Source organism: Chlamydia sp. 16-02 (assembly GCF_042235055.1).
In the GTDB taxonomy this organism is placed as follows: Bacteria; Chlamydiota; Chlamydiia; order Chlamydiales; family Chlamydiaceae; genus Chlamydia.
The window spans coordinates 514,950-528,527 of the sequence record NZ_CP114172.1 but is presented as its reverse complement, the minus strand read 5'-3'; the positions used below and the strand labels follow the sequence as shown (position 1 = coordinate 528,527).

Genomic DNA, 13,578 nt, shown 5'->3' with positions numbered 1-13,578 from the left:
AGAGAAGGTTTCGGTCTGGATTAAAATTATTGCATTAATAAAGAAGATTATTTAAAACGTCTTCAAAAGGATTTTTCATTTTGTTTAAGATCAGATAAAGTAGTGTTTTTAGACTCTTTATTTGATTCAGGGTTATAATATACATAATGTTTAATTCAAATAAGACGAAAATAGATCGCGTTTTAAGCGTATAGGGAAGAGCAGAAAGAGGCCGCAAATAATAAAATTATAATTTTATACCAAGATTGTCTTAAGAACCCAGCACTATGAGAGACTTTCTAGTTGATAGTGTAAAATTTTTATTAGGTTTCGCGATTAAACTAGAGTCTGAGGCAACGAGATAAGTGTCAAAGAGGAGAATCTTTTTAAAAAGTACATGCAGAGTGCTTTTTTTTTGCGCTATTTTAAAAAGTAAATAATTTTTATCGTTTGATAGAACTCTATTGGATCAAAATTTTTAGCTGCTTTTGTTGAGTTTTGCTATAATGATCTAGTGATAGAGTCTTGAAAAGCTTAAAGGCTGAAAGACATGTTTTTCAGGAACTGTCAGAGTATAGTAGTCTTTGGCAGAGGATCTGTTTTATATGAATAAACGGTGTATAATAGACAAAATTTTAAAGTGTGTAGTTGTTACCTCTTTGGTTTTGTTATACTGGTCGTCTGATTTGCTTGAAAAAGATATCAAGTTAATCAAAATGAATGTTCGAGATGTGCAACAAGACATCCAAGAATTACTTAGTATCGTAAAGCAGAATAACGCTACACGGTCTTCTAGCACGCCACACCCCTCGTCATTATCCGTAACTACATGCTGTAACTTTATAGAAGTTGGAGATCCTCGCTATCCAAATCTACTTTCTCCAGACCCTTATATGGAAAAAACCTTAGGGAATCTTGTAGGAGATGATTTTACTCCTAAGGGTATTTTGCGCACGGCTCATGTTGGTAAACCGGATAATTTGAGTCCTTTTAACGGTTACGATTATATCGTGAAGCTATATGATTTATGTGTCCCAGGGTTGGCAAACGCACATGTGGGGAAATACGAAGAATTTTCTCCAGGATTAGCTTTAAAAATAGAGGAACATAGCGTTGAAGATGGCTCTGGGGATCGCGAATTTCATATTTATTTACGCCCTAATGTATTTTGGGTGCCTATAGATCCAACACGTTTTCCTAAGCATGTGCAACTAGCTGATGATTTTATGCAGCCTCATCCTGTGACCGCACATGATTTCAAATTTTACTATGACGCGGTAATGAATCCCTATATTGCAGAAATGCGTGCTGTAGCCTTGCGTTCGTATTTTGAAGATATTGTCTCCCTTACTGTAGAAGATGATTTGAAATTTATAGTTCGTTGGAAAGCGCATAATCTTTTAAATGAAGAAGGAAAAGAAGAGAAAAAAGTTCTATACTCTGCTTTTTTTAATACTCTATGTTTGCAGCCTCTACCTTGTTTCGTATACCAGTATTTTGCTAACGGAGAAAAGATCGTTAAAGATGATTCCGATCCCGATATCTACCGTAAAGATTCCGTTTGGGCACAGAATTTCTCCACACATTGGTCAATGAATTATCTTGTTAGTTGTGGGGCCTTTTACTTTTCTGGAATGGATGACGAAAAGCTCGTTTTTACGAGGAATCCAAACCACTACAATCTTAAGGAAGCTCTAGTTGAGAAGCGTTACGTCTATATTAAGGATAACTCGGACTCTTTATTTCAAGATTTCAAAGCAGGAAAACTAGATTTAGCTTATCTACCTCCGAATCATGTGGATAATCTAGCGAGTTTTATGAGAACCTCTGCTTATAAAAATCAAGCTTCTAAAGGCGAAGCGATTCGTGAAATGATCTACCCAGATCGTTCCTATGCCTATATTGGCTGGAATTGTTACTCGTTGTTTTTTGAGAATCGTCAAGTGCGACGCGCTATGAATATGCTCATAGATCGTGATAGGATTATAGAAGAGTGCCTAGATGGTCGTGCTCATATAATCAGTGGACCTTTCTCACCTTTTTCTCCTTCCTATAATCAAAAGGTAGAAGGTTGGCACTATTCTCCAGAAGAAGCTGCTCGTATATTGGAAGAAGAAGGTTGGATAGATTCCGACGGTGATGGCATTCGAGAAAAAGTCATAGACGGAGCTGTGATTCCTTTTCGTTTCCGGTTATGTTATTATGTTAAAAGTATCACAGGCCGTACTATTGCAGAATATGTAGCTACTGTCTGTAAAGAGATAGGCATTGAGTGTAGTTTATTAGGATTAGATACCGCCGACCTTTCTCAAGCATTTGAAGAAAAGAATTTCGACGCCTTGCTTACTGGCTGGTGTCTAGGATCTCCTCCAGAGGATCCTCGAGCTCTTTGGCATTCCGAGGGTGCAATGGAAAAAGGATCTGCCAATGTTGTTGGTTTCCATAATTCCGAAGCTGATAAAATTATAGATCAACTTAGTTATGAATATGATGCCGGTAAACGTATGGATTTATATCATCGTTTCCACGAAGTTATTCATGAAGAGTCTCCCTATGCTTTCCTATTCTCTCGTACCTATTCTTTACTCTATAAAGATTACGTGAAAAACGTCTTTGTCCCTAAACAGAGGACAGATTTGATACCTGATGCTCAAGACGAAATGGTTAATCTTCATATGGTTTGGCTAGACAGGAAGGAGGAAGAGTGCTCAAGTATATCTTAAAACGTCTGATATTGATCCCCCTGACACTTTTTGCAATTGTTTCGATTAATTTTATCATACTGAATGCAGCTCCAGGAGACGTTATTGAAGATCAATCTGTCGATGCTCATGGGGATGCAGGGAAATCAGATAAGATTCGTACGTACAAAGGTCCGGATCGCTACTTGCAATTTCGAGAATATTATGGTTTGACTCTACCTATTTTCTTTAATACTCGCCCCAGTATGTCACACGCTAAGGTGAAAACGGGAATTCAGGAGATAATAGATAATTTCCAGAATAAAAAATCTAAAAAGCAATCATTTTCCAAACTAAAAGTTTACTGGGGTGATCGCGCAAAATTTATTATGCCGGCACTGTTATTTGAGGCTAGCGATAATACAAAAAATGCTTCCTATCGTCATATTGCAGCAGATCTATTCATTCGGGGGGCTATCCGTCAGGGTATCATAGGTTCAGGTTTATCTTCGGAGCAGTATGCATACAACGAGAAGGTCTCTAAGAACAATGCTTTGCTTGTAAAACTGCTCTCAGAGGAAGATATAGGCATTAAAGTTGAAGCGTTAAAAGAATGGTTTCGTAAAGAAGGTGGTATGGAAACTTTTTCTTACAAACGTTTCTCTTGGAAGACATTCCTTTTAGAAACTCGTTTTGCTCGTTATATGTCGCGTGTTTTGCGTTTGGATTTTGGAACTTTACGCAATGATTCTCATAAAACAGTAGTTTCTGAAGTTATTAAACGATTACGTTCATCATTAACGCTATCTGTTTTGCCTATGATCTTGGTATTTATTTTATGCCAAGTATTCGGAATGATTATGGCTTTAAATAGAAATCGTTGGTTGGATCACACATTAAATTTCATTTTCCTATTTCTATTTTCTGTTCCTGTTTTTGTTGCTGTTCCGTGGATTATTGATAACTTTGTCATCAATAAAACCATACCGTTTACCTCTATTCCGATGCCATATAATGGACTAAGGTCCTCTCCGGAAATTTTTAATCAGTTAAGTTCTTTCGGAAAGCTTATAGATACTGTAACGCATAGTTTCCTGCCTTTCTGTGCTGTAAGTTACGGAGCGTTTGCTTCTCAATCAAGATTAAGCAGATCTATATTTTTAGAAATACTAGGTGAAGATTATATTTGTGCAGCACGAGCCCGCGGAGTATCTCGTTATGATATTCTTGTAAAACATGTAGGGAAGAACGCAGCATCCTCATTAATTACCTCCCTTGCTTCATCCTTAGGAGCAATATTAGGAGGGGCTTTAGTTGTAGAGACTTTGTTCGATATCGATGGGTTTGGAAGATTTTTCTACCAAGCTATTTTGAATCGTGATCATAACGTAGTGTTATTTTCTGTTCTTGTTGGATCGGCTTTATCTCTATTAGGTTATTTAATTGGAGATATTTGCTACGTGCTATTGGATCCCAGAGTACAGCTAGGAAAGAAGAGGATTTAAAATTATGCAATCCCACACTTCTTTTTATCGCAGATTTTTTCAGGCATATCATAAGAATTTTCTTGCCTCACTGTCCTGGAAGTTCGTCATATTTTTATCACTTGTAGGTATTTATGCGCCTTTGTTTGCTAGTAGTAAGCCTATTTTAGTGAAGTGGGAAGGCTCTCTTTTTTTCCCATTATTTAGGTATTTATGGTTCCCGGGTTTTTACACTAAGCCGATCGATCTTTTTTTTAATGTGTTCATGGTAACACTACCCTTTTTCTTTATAGGTTGTAAGTTTTCTAAGGGAAGCCTTCGTAAGGTGATTATCGGAATTTTAGCTATTGTTCAGATTTCAGGATTTATCTTTGTATATCGTGGGAATATTCAGGATCCTTCAGGAGATGAAAATCTTAAAAAATTACGTGCTGAAAAAATCCTTTCACAAATTGCCAATAACCGAGCAGAGACTGTAGTTTTGCTTCCTAAAGATATGCGTACTTGGGAATTAGAAAAGACGTATATGAGTAAGTACGAGCAATTAGGAATTTTGATAAAGTCAAAATATCGTAAATTGCAGCATGAGAAATTACAGAAATATTGTGTGGCCTATGAAGGATATAAAGGCTCACAAATGCCTACATTGCATCACTCTCAGATGAAAAATGAGCAGGTATGTTTGGAGCGTTTACAAAGAAGGCTACAAAATTTGAGTACATCCTACGAGTCTTCTTTGCAAACTTGGTACAGGGCAATTGATGAGTACCGTCCTTTTCTTATGGCACTTACTCGTGTTGAGCATGATTTAAACTTAGCTTTATATAATAAAGATCAGCATGAAAGTTTACTCTCGGCATATTCTTCGATAGAAGAAGAGGCAGAACCTTTCCGTAAGCATTTAATAAAAACACGTCAAGTTCTTGAAGAATATAGTAAAATTCACAGTGCGATTAACTTCATTCAGGATAAACGTGCATGGATTAATGAAGAATCTGAAAAACTATGTATTCTAATTAATCCGCTACTCACCACATTTCATTGGGAAGATGATGCAGGAGGCTCGCGTGAGATGAATAAGTATGTGCGTTGGTGGCAGCTTACACGCATTAACCGTAAAGATCTTCTAGCTTCTTTAATTTTTGGTATTCGTATAGCTTTAGTTGTCGGGGGAATTTCCGTTGCTATTGCGTTATTTATTGGTACAGTCATAGGTCTAATTTCAGGATATTTTGGAGGGACTACGGATATGGTTCTTTCTAGATTTACTGAGATTTGGGAAACTATGCCTATGCTATTTATTTTGATGCTTGTTGTCTCGATAACACAGCAGAAGTCTTTAATCCTAGATACAATACTACTCGGTTGTTTTGGTTGGACAGGGTTTAGCAGATACATCAGAATAGAAACTCTGAAGCAGCGCAATATGTCCTATGTACTAGCTGCAACGAATATGTGCTATAGCCACTACCATATTATGGTTCATCAGATACTTCCTAATGCAATTGTCCCTATTATTTCCCTACTGCCATTTTCTATGATGGCGATGATTAGCTGTGAAGCAGGGCTAACATTTTTAGGTCTTGGTGAGGAAAGTTCTGCATCTTGGGGAAATCTTATGAAAGAAGGTGTCACAGCTTTCCCATCAGAAAGTGCTATTCTTTGGCCCCCAGCTATTATGCTTACGGCATTGTTGATTGCCATAGCATTGATAGGGGATGGTATTCGCGACGCCTTAGATCCTAAGTTACAAGACTAACTTAAAGATCTCTCGAAATTAAGAAGGATGCTTTGGATTTGCTCTCCTGCGCAGTAATGGCGTTCACCGTTACTTCCAATTACCCTATGACAAGGAAAAAATAGAAGAAAAGGATTGTTTTTACAAGCTGATCCTACAGTACGCGGATGCATATCCGTTTCTCTAGCGATCTCTCCATATGTGCGTGTTTGTCCAAAAGGGATGTTTGCAACGCAATCGAGTATCATTTTTTGCTGTTCGGATAAAATAGATGTATTGATGTAAGAAGAATGTGGAATGTTGAGTTTTTGCGAATATTTGGCACACAATAGCACAATTTCTTCCATAGCTTTGTGTGATCCTGGACCAAGAAAAAGACAACAAAAAACAGGAGCTACGGAAAGTTGAGTTTTTACAACAGCGTTATTTTGAAAATGGACAATGACTTGTAGAGGGGGATGTTTAGCTATCTGCAAGCCTTGAGAACAGGCTTGCGATAGAGAAAATTTAGAATCATCAGAAACTAAGTAAAGATTCTCGGACATGAAAGCAAACTATATTATCCCGCATTATTAAGTCTCTCAAACTTTGTTTTTGAGACTAAGCGTCCACGGTGATACCATTCACATTTATAGACACCGGCAGCATAGATTTTTCTCATACCATGAGGGAAATTATTTCTCCAAGATACTTCTTCTGCAATAACTTCGTCTTCATTATAGCGTAATTCACATCCTTCCTTAGATCCTTTTACAAAAGGAATCTCCGCTGCTTTACAACCGTTTTTAAATACCGTTGTAGTGCCATCTTGATATCCATAGCGCCATTCTTCAATAGTACTCGGAATTCCTCCTAGGAGATAAGTTAAACGCAATCCATGAGGTTGGCCATTAGTATAGTGAGTGACAGTTTCAGGGTCTCTAGTAGCGTAGAAGGTGGTTCTTTTCACCATAATGCCATCGGTGAAAGTTTCTTCGGAAAGAAGAACATTACTTGGAGAAAAGTTAGAACGTATACCTTCTCCATTGCGAATTGTTGATGTATATTTTCCATTAAATGAAGAGTAGCTCCCTTCAATTACGCGACCTTGATAGGTGGTCTCTGTGAAGTAAGGTTTAGTAATAGTATCGTTATTTTTATTGTCTGGCCAGCGAGTGACAACAAGAGACCCATCTTCTTGGAAGATTTCTTCTTGAGAAGGTAAACCATTAGAAAAGAACGTTTTATAGGAGGCGAGCCTTCCTTGATCGTAAGTTTTCACTACAGAAAGAGTTGTGGAGTGGGGGAAGGTTAACGTTATCTCTCCGTGAAGAAGGCCTTGAACGTAGATCTCATAAAGGGTAGATCCATCCTTTAAAACTTTGGTGATTGTTCCATCACAACCCCGTTTTACCCAATCTCTTCCTGATACAATAATTCCATAGTTATTGCGGAAGGTCTCCTTCATAACGGAGGAATCTTGTTTTAGAGCTGACCCATAGGTAAAGCATGAGAAAGAGAGTGCGCAAACGCAAAAAAGCAGTTGTTTCATGAATCGATCGTTCCTTTTGTATCGTTTATTTGCGTGTTAAGCATAGCAAGTAAACGCTCATGTTCTTCTTCTATTTCTTGATTAGATAATGTTCTTTCCTTGTCTTGAAATACAAGGCGTAGAGAAACATTTTTATTCTGAGTAGTAGGGTTCTTATTTTGATATATACTGATAATGGAAACACTTTCAAGCCATTTAGAATGGAAACTTAAAAGTTTCTTACGTAAAGAATCCGCTGGTACAGACTCATGAACTGTCAATGTTATATCTCGGAATGAAGAGGGGTAAATAGGATAGGGTTTGTATAAGTGTAAGGATTTCTTCTGTGTATGTAGAAGAGAGTCTAGCGAAAGTTCGGCAAAGAATACAGCATGCTTGATCTGGGCTTTTTTACATAACTGCGGGTGTATTGTCCCAAATCGTCCTAATACATGTTTATGAAGATAGATCTGCGCTTGTTGGTAGGGATGGAAGTTTGCATGATCACTAGGTTGGATTGTGTAGGCCTGTGAAGAAACATGTAAATATTGAAATAATTTTTCAAGCCATCCTTTTATTGAATAAAATGATAAAGGACGCTCATGAGATATCCAAGACAACTCTTCTGCTTGCCCTGATAGGATAATTCCTAGACTTTGTGTTTCTTGATATTTCGAATCTTTCTTTTTGTAAGTTGTTCCTAACTCAAAAGCATGTACATAGGGCGCTTGTCTATTGAGATTCGTTGCTGTACTTTTTAATAAGCCGGGAAGTAAAGAATCACGCAACACAGTAGCTTGTTTGGATCCTTGTAAAGAGATGAGATCAGTTTCTTCTCTAGTGAATCCGGCTATTTCTGTGTCTAGAAGATCACATGTGAAAAACTGTTGCAATCCTGAATTTGCTAAAAAGTCTACAATCTTTCGTTTAAGAGAGTACATGGGACTGTAAATAGCAGGAGCTTTCTTGTTCTCTATTTTCCATGGTTGTGTTCTGCAGACTTCTTCAACAAGATCAATCTCTTCATGGATATCATGGCGATAAGAAGGAACTTTTACGGATAAAATAGTATTTTCTTTAGAAGTAATGCTAAATCCTAAGGAAATCAGTTCCTCACTTATTTGAGAAGAGTTTAGAGATGTTCCGAGAATTTTCTCTATGAGTTCTGTACGCAAGGATAAATTAAGCGCTTGAGGTGTAGCTCCCAAAACATGAATAGGAGATACCTGAGCATTGGGGAAAAGCCTTTGTATATAATGAATGGCTGCATAAAGAGAAGGCAAAACATTATTTGGATCAATGCCTCTTGTGAAACGGTATGCAGCTTCAGAATGTAGAGGAATATGTGTTTGAGAGGCACGTATGACTTTCGGAAGAAAGTAAGCTGCTTCTAGGATAATCTCAGTTGTTGAATTGTTGAATGACGAATCTAAACTCCCCATCACACCCGCTAAACCTACTGTATGATCTTTGTCACAGATGATAGCCGTTCCCTGAGGGACAAGGACTTCTTCAGTATTTAGGAGTTTTAAAGATTCATCTTTTTGTGCTTTTTGAACATGGAGAGAATCAATATCCACAGTTTTAGCATCATAAACATGTAGAGGTTGTCCTAAAGACAACATAATATAGTTGGTGATATCTATAATGGAATTAATAGATTTTTGTTTGAGTTCTCCAAGAGCATTTTGCAGGTCCTGAGAAGAAATCTCCGCAGAGACTCCAGAAATTTTTACACAACAGAACATAGGACACAGATTTTGATCTTGTGATGGGCATTCTTTTGTAGTTGTTTCCAGGGGAGTAAACACAAATTCTGGAGGTAAAGTAAGATCTACGTCTGTTACGTGGGCAATTTCTCTAGCAAGGCCTAGAAGTGAGGCGCAATGACCTAGGTTGGGAGTTAGGGAACATTCAATAAATGTATCGGCAAGAAGAGCGCAGGCACTTTCTCCTAAAGGCGTGTCTTGAGGAAATTCAAAGAGTCCTCTTTCTGTTGTTTGTAAATGGGCAAAGCCTAATTCATCTGCGCCGCAACACATGCCTTGGGATTCTACACCACGCAGTTTAGATTTTTTTATTGTGTACGCGTTGCCTTCGTGATCATGTAGTTTTGCTCCTGGGAGGGCTAAAGGAACTATGATATCAGGACGGCAATTAGGGGACCCACAAACTATTTGATGTTCTTGTTGTCCATCGAAAAGAGTAGCGACTACGAGTTTATCAGCATTGGGATGGGGAACTGTTTTTAATATTTTTGCTGTGACGATAGAAGAGAATGAACATGTAAGAAGTGTTTCTATTTCAGTTTCTATTCCTATATGATCACAAGCTTCTATAATTTGTTTTATAGGTAAAGGAGAAGAAAAAAATCTTTGTAATGAGGATAAAGAAACTCGCATGGATATTAAAGATGAGACGTTTTTATGACAGATTTTACGAGGAGGAGTGTATAGTGGCAAGTATTTTAATGTTCAGAGAGAAGCTAAGTTTTAGGAGTAATCTTTAATGACCTTGCAAAAAACGAGTCGATGGCTATGGCAAGCATTAGTTTTAAGTGCGGTATTAAATATTGTTTTCTTACTTTTGTTTTACTCAACTATCTTCCGAAAGGATATTTATAAACTACGTTTATTTTCTGGTCCTTTAGTTGCTAAGAGTTGTCGGGTGAAATATATTCCCCAAGATTTTCTAGAGAATTTATCAAAAGCTTCTCTTGAGGAGTTGTATCGTTTATTGGATGAAGATCATTTACTTTATGGACGTCCGCTAAAATTATGGGCATTAAGTGTAGCTATCCATACTTACGATCTGGATGTGGGCAGTGCGCTTTCTCATCCTTTGACATTCACGCAATTGCGCAGCCATGGAAAAACCTGGTTGCTTCCTAATATCGATGAGAGAGAGTACAGCTTAGTGCGTCGTTATTTATCTTATGAGCGTTATCCTTTTACATCTCGAGGTTTATTTGTTTCCATTTCTAAAAACTTGGAGCAAGGTGTTGTTGACGAAGATTGTTTGTATCATTTTTGTCATACTCCTGAATTTCTCTATTTGCGTACGTTGCTTTGTGGTGCTGATGAGCAAGTAGCCTCTGTTGCTTCCTTAGCAAGAATGGTAATACGTAATGAAGAGCAAATATTTTTTTCTCTATGTAATGAAAATAACCGTGCTACGGAAATTTCTGATCAACAACGACAAAAAATTTTATCTGCTTATATGAATGTAGGAGAGCCTTTAGCAGCTTTATTATTACTTGTTCATGATGAAGATTGGGTGATTCATGAGTTTACAGATGAGGACTTAAAGACATTTATTGATCTTCTTCCTAAAGAATCTCCCTATAGTCAAAATTTTATTTCTCGTGTTGCCTCAACACCACGTTCTTTTCTTACAGATGCTATCAATACGGCGAAAACCCTCGATACGGATACGCAAGAGGCTGTTTGCGAAGATTATATTATAAAAGATGGAGATTCTTTATGGCTGATAGCACGTCGTTTTGGAGTGACTATCGATGAGATTATGCGTGTGAATCACATGAGTCATCATCGTCTATTACCGGGGAAACGTCTAAAGCTTCCTCTAAAGTAGTCATAGGCACAAGATCTATTCCTCCTGGATGCCAGGGGCCACATTTTCCTATTCTTTTTATTGTTAATCCGAGACCTTTGATACACCCATGATGTTTTAGAGCCTGCAGGCCATATTGTGAGCATGTGGGGAAAAACCTACATGGATTTCCTAACAAAGGGGAAATTGTCCATCTATAGATATGGATAAGAGCACGACATAAGTGCATGGGTAGATTTGTAAGTAATTTAAATGACATTAAACACATCTTTAAGTAAAGCGACAGAAACTTCTAGCATAATCAACCAAATAATTGTCCATTCTAATGATGAGGAGTGTTGGTGATTGAGTTGGTCATTTAAAATTTCCAATACATCTCCAAGGATCGTTAATCTATGATTGAGAACATTAATTCTAGAGTTAATGTCTAAGCAATTAAGAACGTCAATATAAATGGGTTGTGTTTGCGGATGTTCCCAGAAAAAGTCGGGTTCATCAAGAATATCAGAATGAAGATTTACAGAGGCTTTATCCAAAAATAATTTACCAATTTTTTTTGCTATAGCCTTCCTTGGCATCGAAATTTTTCCTTTTGTAGCCAAGTCTTGAGGTAGGCGTTTAGAATCCTCAATAGTTTTATAAATAGTAGCTTCGAATATGGTGAGCTTTACTGATTGAGCAAGACCAAAAGATATAGCTAGCTTTGTATTGAGTTGCGAATCTGCTAGGATCAATCTATCCCTACGTATTTGAAGCTTTTCTCCATAATGGAAATTGTAACAATCGATTTCTGGTTGGGGAAGGATTTCTGGAGAAGCTGTAACAATAGATTGTAGGACTTTGATTTCTTCAAATTCGTCCCATCCCCAAAATACAGCAACTCCAAAGGGGAAAAATACAGCAATGTTGTCACATTTATCGGGATTTTCCGAGGATACTAAAACGTATTCCCTAGATAAGACCGTAGGGAAGCGAGTTTTTAGTAAGTGAAAGAGCACGTGCAAGTTATAAGATGAAGCTGTGCAATGGGCAGTACAACGCATGATTCTTAGAAACTATTGTTAAATCTTTCCCTAATGTACTTCATTTTTACTCAGTCGGAAACATTTTTTTTCTTGAGGTAAAGGGGATTTCCTAGCTAAGCTATTTTTTTTGCGGAAGTGGCGGAATTGGTATACGCGCTATCTTGAGGTGGTAGTGGAGCTTTCCTTAGGGGTTCGAGTCCCCTCTTTCGCAATAGAAGTTGCTCATAGGCCTCTTCTTCTTGATTTCTTTATCTTGAATTTTCATATTGAGCATAGTTTCAAGTTTGGGGTGTAAACCTTGCGGTTTCTTTCGATTTTTTTCTTTGTATTCTCGGCATTGTTATCGGTAAATCACCCAGTCTTTTCTGAACATTATATTTCCGAAGACGAAAAATTTTATATAGATCGATTTAATTTTTCCGGAGAGTTTCCTGATATGGAAACTATGGAAATTCATGCACAGAGAAAAAAACGGGTGCATTTTGATGTGTCTGGAGAGTTTCCAAAATTAGAATCTATTGTTTATAATGGATCATTCGGATTTTTACGAGCTAAGTTGACGGGGAATTATCCTGAGCTCACCTCTTTAGTATTCGCTTGTTCATCATGTAAGATGGATTTAGATTTCCGAGGAAATTGGCAGCAAAATACTACGATTTCCGTTAGTAATGAGTCAGAACCTCTTACATTGACTTTCCCTAAGAATGTAGGCGTGATTGTGCATACGAAAGTATCTACAAAGGGGAAGGTAGTTCTAGAGGGAGATTTCGAAAAACGTGGGCGCGGTATTTGGAATAAAACGTATCACAATTCTTTAGTAGGTATAGCACCTATTACTTTAGTCTTTGAAGTTCGCAGTGGCTCTGGGGGAACGATTACTCTCCGATAGAGTCTTATTCTTATCTTCATGAATTGTACTTTCAAATATTCGAATAATCTTTTCTGAAAATTCCAAGTGAAAATCTGATAGATGTAAGAGATCTTGGAATTTTTTAGCATGGAGAAGAGCAAAGAGAATTTGCTCTTCTTCATTTTCTATAATGACGGCCCCTTCAGGGCCGTGGTCTAGACAAAATTTGAAGCCTTTATAACGATAGAAATTCGGAGAAATAATAGTTTTTTTACAATATGTGCATATCGAGGACAGGTCTAGCACCCCTTCATATTGTAAAAGTTTAAGTAAGAAAGTTGCTGAAAACATTTCAGGATTTTTACTTTCTGGTAAGCGATATAAGAAATTTAACAATAAGGAAAAAAGTTCTTGAGAGGGCTTTTCCTGCCACTGTGATTCTAAAATACCTTGAGCCATTTTCCCTGCTGCTTGCAGTAAGGGAAGAGAGGATTTTATTTCTGAAAATGTATTTTTTATCTCTGCGCAGATTAGCTTGCGCATTTTTGGCGGAGAGTAATCGAGACTATAGATTCCTAAGGACAGGGGGATAAGAGCTTCTCTGAAATCGCAATAAATAGATTGGCCTTGCTTTGCGAAGAATGTAAGGAGTCCCAGAGGGGAAAATACTGTGGTTACACAATGGTTTTTCCCTATGGGGAGATTTTGTAGTGCAATAGCCGGAGTAAGGGTGTGCAT

The 13,578-nt window shown here is 37.5% G+C and carries 11 protein-coding genes and 1 tRNA gene; 6 read left to right on the top strand and 6 right to left on the bottom strand.

Annotation, left to right across the window (positions count from 1 at the left end):
* The first annotated feature begins 584 nt into the window (after nt 1–584).
* Genes O1W70_RS02190 through O1W70_RS02180 form a run of 3 tightly spaced genes read left to right on the top strand, consistent with a single transcriptional unit; the run spans nt 585 to nt 5,903 of the window.
* On the top strand, nt 585–2,702 hold the full coding sequence (locus tag O1W70_RS02190) for an ABC transporter substrate-binding protein (RefSeq protein WP_375797312.1): 2,118 nt from the start codon (nt 585–587) through the stop codon (nt 2,700–2,702).
* Complete coding sequence (locus O1W70_RS02185) at nt 2,684–4,165, top strand: ABC transporter permease (protein ID WP_332380703.1); 1,482 nt, start codon at nt 2,684–2,686, stop codon at nt 4,163–4,165. Before O1W70_RS02190 ends, O1W70_RS02185 begins: the two co-directional genes overlap by 19 nt.
* A gap of 4 nt (nt 4,166–4,169) precedes the next feature.
* Nucleotides 4,170–5,903, top strand: a complete 1,734-nt coding sequence (locus O1W70_RS02180) for an ABC transporter permease subunit (RefSeq protein WP_332380702.1) — start codon at nt 4,170–4,172, stop codon at nt 5,901–5,903.
* Here the strand turns inward: O1W70_RS02180 and O1W70_RS02175 are convergent.
* Genes O1W70_RS02175 through pheT form a run of 3 tightly spaced genes read right to left on the bottom strand, consistent with a single transcriptional unit; the run spans nt 5,900 to nt 9,794 of the window.
* Nucleotides 5,900–6,427, bottom strand: a complete 528-nt coding sequence (locus O1W70_RS02175) for a methylated-DNA--[protein]-cysteine S-methyltransferase (protein WP_332380701.1) — start codon at nt 6,425–6,427, stop codon at nt 5,900–5,902. The genes O1W70_RS02180 and O1W70_RS02175 overlap by 4 nt on opposite strands.
* Nucleotides 6,428–6,441: 14 nt before the next feature.
* Nucleotides 6,442–7,413, bottom strand: coding sequence for a toxin-antitoxin system YwqK family antitoxin (locus tag O1W70_RS02170; protein ID WP_332380700.1), 972 nt, complete (start codon nt 7,411–7,413; stop codon nt 6,442–6,444).
* The gene (gene pheT / locus O1W70_RS02165) at nt 7,410–9,794 is read right to left on the bottom strand and encodes a phenylalanine--tRNA ligase subunit beta (RefSeq protein ID WP_375797322.1); all 2,385 of its coding nucleotides are present in this window, start codon (nt 9,792–9,794) and stop codon (nt 7,410–7,412) included. Before pheT ends, O1W70_RS02170 begins: the two co-directional genes overlap by 4 nt.
* 106 nt (nt 9,795–9,900) lie before the next feature.
* On the opposite strand from pheT, the gene O1W70_RS02160 reads away from it, so the two are divergent.
* Nucleotides 9,901–10,986, top strand: coding sequence for a LysM peptidoglycan-binding domain-containing protein (locus O1W70_RS02160; RefSeq protein ID WP_332380699.1), 1,086 nt, complete (start codon nt 9,901–9,903; stop codon nt 10,984–10,986).
* On the opposite strand, the gene yidD is transcribed toward O1W70_RS02160, so the two are convergent.
* Both yidD and O1W70_RS02150 read right to left on the bottom strand, forming a co-directional pair.
* Complete coding sequence (gene yidD, locus O1W70_RS02155) at nt 10,916–11,224, bottom strand: membrane protein insertion efficiency factor YidD (RefSeq protein WP_332380698.1); 309 nt, start codon at nt 11,222–11,224, stop codon at nt 10,916–10,918. The genes O1W70_RS02160 and yidD overlap by 71 nt on opposite strands.
* Nucleotides 11,214–12,008: an RMD1 family protein gene (locus tag O1W70_RS02150; protein ID WP_332380697.1), complete on the bottom strand. Its 795-nt coding sequence runs from the start codon at nt 12,006–12,008 to the stop codon at nt 11,214–11,216. Before O1W70_RS02150 ends, yidD begins: the two co-directional genes overlap by 11 nt.
* A gap of 111 nt (nt 12,009–12,119) precedes the next feature.
* Here O1W70_RS02150 and O1W70_RS02145 point away from each other — a divergent pair.
* Both O1W70_RS02145 and O1W70_RS02140 read left to right on the top strand, forming a co-directional pair.
* Nucleotides 12,120–12,201 (top strand) — tRNA-Leu (locus O1W70_RS02145).
* Between the two features lie 87 nt (nt 12,202–12,288).
* Nucleotides 12,289–12,879 (top strand): hypothetical protein, encoded by a 591-nt coding sequence (locus tag O1W70_RS02140; protein ID WP_332380696.1) that lies wholly within the window; start codon nt 12,289–12,291, stop codon nt 12,877–12,879.
* Here O1W70_RS02140 and recO read toward each other — a convergent pair.
* Nucleotides 12,829–13,578: a DNA repair protein RecO gene (recO, locus tag O1W70_RS02135; protein WP_332380695.1), complete on the bottom strand. Its 750-nt coding sequence runs from the start codon at nt 13,576–13,578 to the stop codon at nt 12,829–12,831. The two genes, O1W70_RS02140 and recO, sit on opposite strands and share 51 nt — an antisense overlap.

Excerpts from the sequence above, each read along its gene's own strand:
- O1W70_RS02175 (WP_332380701.1), bottom strand. The coding sequence starts at position 6,427 with ATGTCCGAGAATCTTTACTTAGTTTCTGATGATTCTAAATTTTCTCTA.
- O1W70_RS02180 (WP_332380702.1), top strand. The coding sequence starts at position 4,170 with ATGCAATCCCACACTTCTTTTTATCGCAGATTTTTTCAGGCATATCAT.
- O1W70_RS02160 (WP_332380699.1), top strand. The coding sequence starts at position 9,901 with ATGACCTTGCAAAAAACGAGTCGATGGCTATGGCAAGCATTAGTTTTA.
- pheT (WP_375797322.1), bottom strand. The coding sequence starts at position 9,794 with ATGCGAGTTTCTTTATCCTCATTACAAAGATTTTTTTCTTCTCCTTTA.
- yidD (WP_332380698.1), bottom strand. The coding sequence starts at position 11,224 with ATGTCATTTAAATTACTTACAAATCTACCCATGCACTTATGTCGTGCT.
- O1W70_RS02190 (WP_375797312.1), top strand. The coding sequence starts at position 585 with ATGAATAAACGGTGTATAATAGACAAAATTTTAAAGTGTGTAGTTGTT.
- O1W70_RS02150 (WP_332380697.1), bottom strand. The coding sequence starts at position 12,008 with ATGCGTTGTACTGCCCATTGCACAGCTTCATCTTATAACTTGCACGTG.
- O1W70_RS02170 (WP_332380700.1), bottom strand. The coding sequence starts at position 7,413 with ATGAAACAACTGCTTTTTTGCGTTTGCGCACTCTCTTTCTCATGCTTT.
- recO (WP_332380695.1), bottom strand. The coding sequence starts at position 13,578 with ATGCACACCCTTACTCCGGCTATTGCACTACAAAATCTCCCCATAGGG.